This is a genomic window from Bacillus sp. LR_5 (assembly GCF_042709275.1).
The window spans coordinates 1-2,476 of record NZ_JAVAXX010000510.1 but is presented as its reverse complement, the minus strand read 5'-3'; the positions used below and the strand labels follow the sequence as shown (position 1 = coordinate 2,476).

2 protein-coding genes and 1 pseudogene are annotated in these 2,476 nt (G+C 40.3%); all 3 read left to right on the top strand.

What is annotated here, in order from left to right; all coding sequences use genetic code 11:
• The first annotated feature begins 89 nt into the window (after positions 1 to 89).
• Positions 90 to 1,406: a serine/threonine exchanger gene (steT, locus tag RAC86_RS37790; protein ID WP_377886868.1), complete on the top strand. Its 1,317-nt coding sequence runs from the start codon at positions 90 to 92 to the stop codon at positions 1,404 to 1,406.
• Between the two features lie 275 nt (positions 1,407 to 1,681).
• Positions 1,682 to 2,299 carry a DUF47 domain-containing protein gene (locus RAC86_RS37785; RefSeq protein ID WP_003218470.1) on the top strand — a complete coding sequence of 206 codons (618 nt, stop codon included), beginning with the start codon at positions 1,682 to 1,684 and terminating at the stop codon, positions 2,297 to 2,299.
• A gap of 12 nt (positions 2,300 to 2,311) precedes the next feature.
• Positions 2,312 to 2,452 (top strand): annotated as a pseudogene (locus RAC86_RS37780) (inorganic phosphate transporter); the annotation flags it as partial.
• Positions 2,453 to 2,476 lie beyond the last annotated feature (24 nt).

The following is a 2,476-nucleotide window of genomic DNA, read 5'->3' as shown; positions in this document are numbered from 1 at the left end:
ATTTTATTTCACTTTTCTAGAATAGGGTTTACAATATGAAAAAATAGATTCTTCAACATGAAGCTTCAACATCATAGGAGGTTAAGGACATGCATACTGAAGACAACGGTTTAAAAAAAGAGATAGGCCTCTTGTTTGCCCTTACTCTTGTCATCGGAACCATTATCGGTTCTGGTGTTTTTATGAAGCCCGGCGCTGTGCTTGCTTATTCAGGTGATTCAAAAATGGCGCTTTTCGCCTGGCTGTTAGGCGGTATTTTAACACTGGCGGGCGGTTTGACAATCGCGGAAATCGGAACGCAGATTCCAAAAACCGGCGGGCTTTATACGTACCTTGAAGAAGTGTACGGCGAGTTTTGGGGATTTTTGTGCGGCTGGGTGCAGATTATCATTTACGGCCCGGCGATTATTGGCGCGCTGGGTTTATATTTTGGATCTTTAATGGCGAATCTTTTCGGCTGGGGATCTGGACTATCAAAAGTCATTGGAATCATAGCAGTTCTCTTTTTATGCGTCATTAATATTATTGGTACAAAATATGGCGGTTTTGTCCAAACACTGACAACGATCGGAAAACTGATTCCGATTGCCTGCATCATCATCTTTGGCCTTTGGAAAGGGGATCAGCACATCTTCACAGCAGTAAACGAAAGCATTTCCGATATGAACTTCGGGGCGGCTATTTTAGCTACGTTGTTTGCTTATGACGGATGGATTCTCCTTGCCGCTCTCGGCGGAGAAATGAAAAATCCCGAAAAGCTGCTTCCACGCGCTATGACGGGCGGATTATTAATTGTAACGGCGATCTATATTTTCATTAATTTTGCATTGCTTCACATCCTGTCAGCGAACGAAATTGTCACGCTTGGTGAAAATGCGACAAGCACCGCTGCAACCATGCTGTTCGGGTCAATTGGCGGAAAGCTGATCAGTGTAGGGATTATCGTCAGCATCTTTGGGTGCTTAAATGGAAAGGTGCTTTCTTTCCCGCGTGTTTCATTTGCAATGGCGGAACGCAAACAGCTTCCATTTGCTGAAAAACTGTCACATGTACACCCGTCGTTCCGCACACCATGGATTGCAATTTCTTTTCAAATTGCTTTAGCTTTGATTATGATGCTGATCAGCAACCCTGATAAGCTCTCAGAAATCTCCATTTTCATGATCTACATCTTTTATGTGATGGCCTTTTTTGCAGTGTTTATTCTCCGCAAGCGAGCAAAGGGAAAAAAGCGCGCCTACAGTGTTCCGCTTTATCCATTTATGCCAATTCTGGCAATCGCGGGCTCCTTCTTTGTGCTAGGCAGCACACTCATTACAGATACAATGAGCTGCGGATTATCCATCCTCATCGGCCTTGCCGGACTGCCTGTCTATTACGGGATGAAAAAACGAAAAGCACGCTGATAAAACGGTTCCCTTGTTTAGGGAACCGTTTTTTGGTGAAACAGAAGATAAAAGTTGACAGGAAAAACACAACTTTTGATATACTTTTTACGTTAAGCAGAAAGTTTTTGCAAACTTGGGTCGTTTTTTTAAAGCGAAGTAGGTCAAAATAAGGAGACACGATTTATCAAAAAAGTCAAGATACGTTTTTTTCGACTTTACCTGTTTTTTTTCGACAAAAGGCTATATAATAATTTGATGTGTGCATTGTTCATTCAAACTATGGAGGGTTTTTAATGATAAGAAGAAAAAAAGATAAGTTCTCACTCCTTTTAACAGAAATTGCAAAGAACATAGACGAAACTGCAGAATATTTTGTGAATTTTAAGGTCACTAACCAAACGACTCTTAAAGAATTTGCAGATACGTTAAAGGAATATGAAACAAAAGGTGACAATCATGTTCATGTCATGATTAAAGAGCTTAACAAAGCGTTCATCACTCCTATTGAGCGCGAAGATATCCTTCAGCTGACAAACAGCTTGGATGATGTGCTTGACGGAATCGAACATTTCTCTGCCATGATGGAGATTTTCTCAATTACTTCATCAGACGAGCATATTGATAAATTCAGCGGATATATCAGAGAATGTGCGAAAGAGATTTTGATTACGATCGAGCTGCTGGCAGAAAATCGCTTAAAGGATATTCAGCCTCACGCAATCAAAATTAAAGAGTATGAGCACAGTTGTGACAACTTGCACAGAAAATCATTAAAGAATCTTTTCGGAAATGAAACAGATCCAATCAAAGTCATTCAATATCGTGAAATATACGAAACGCTTGAAGAAATCGCCGACTCTTGTCAAAGTGTTGCCAATAATCTTGAAACCATCATTATGAAAAACGCGTAACGAGGGGTAAAAATGGATATTCTATTAATATTAACGATACTAATAGTCATTTGTGCTCTGGCGTTTGATTTAATCAACGGGTTTAATGATACGGCAAACGCAATTGCTACTTCGGTATCAACAAAAACGTTAAAACCACGCCATGCCATTATATAGGCTGCTGTGATGAAGTTTGTC